This is a genomic window from Anaerotignum faecicola, from assembly GCA_024460105.1.
Classification (GTDB): Bacteria; Bacillota; Clostridia; order Lachnospirales; family Anaerotignaceae; genus JANFXS01.
This window is the reverse complement of the sequence record JANFXS010000628.1, coordinates 1-382: the sequence shown is the minus strand read 5'-3', so window position 1 is coordinate 382 and position 382 is coordinate 1. Positions and strand designations below refer to the sequence as shown.

General features: G+C 51.3%; 1 protein-coding gene. It reads right to left on the bottom strand.

Annotated elements, in window-relative coordinates; all coding sequences use genetic code 11:
- On the bottom strand, positions 1–382 hold a 382-nt coding region (locus tag NE664_15720; GenBank protein MCQ4728082.1), incomplete at both ends, for an excinuclease ABC subunit B.

Here is a 382-nt window from a genome sequence, read left to right as displayed (position 1 = left end):
CGACACAAACATCATCTGGTCGATCTTCGACTCAAATACTTCAAAATTCAGCGGCCTATTGTCCAGAGCGGAGGGAAGCCGGAATCCATAGTTTACCAGAGTCGTCTTCCTGGACCGGTCTCCCGCAAACATTCCGCGAACCTGAGGCAGCGTTATATGGGACTCGTCCACAATGATCAGAAAATCATCGGGGAAGTAATCAATCAGCGTACATGGCGGCTCTCCAGGCAGGGACCCGGTCAAATGTCTGGAATAGTTCTCAATTCCGGAGCAGAACCCTGTCTCCCGCATCATTTCCACATCAAAATTCGTCCGCTCCGAGATTCTCTGGGCCTCCAGCAGTTTGTCCTCGCTCTTAAAATAAGCCACCTGCTCCTTCAGC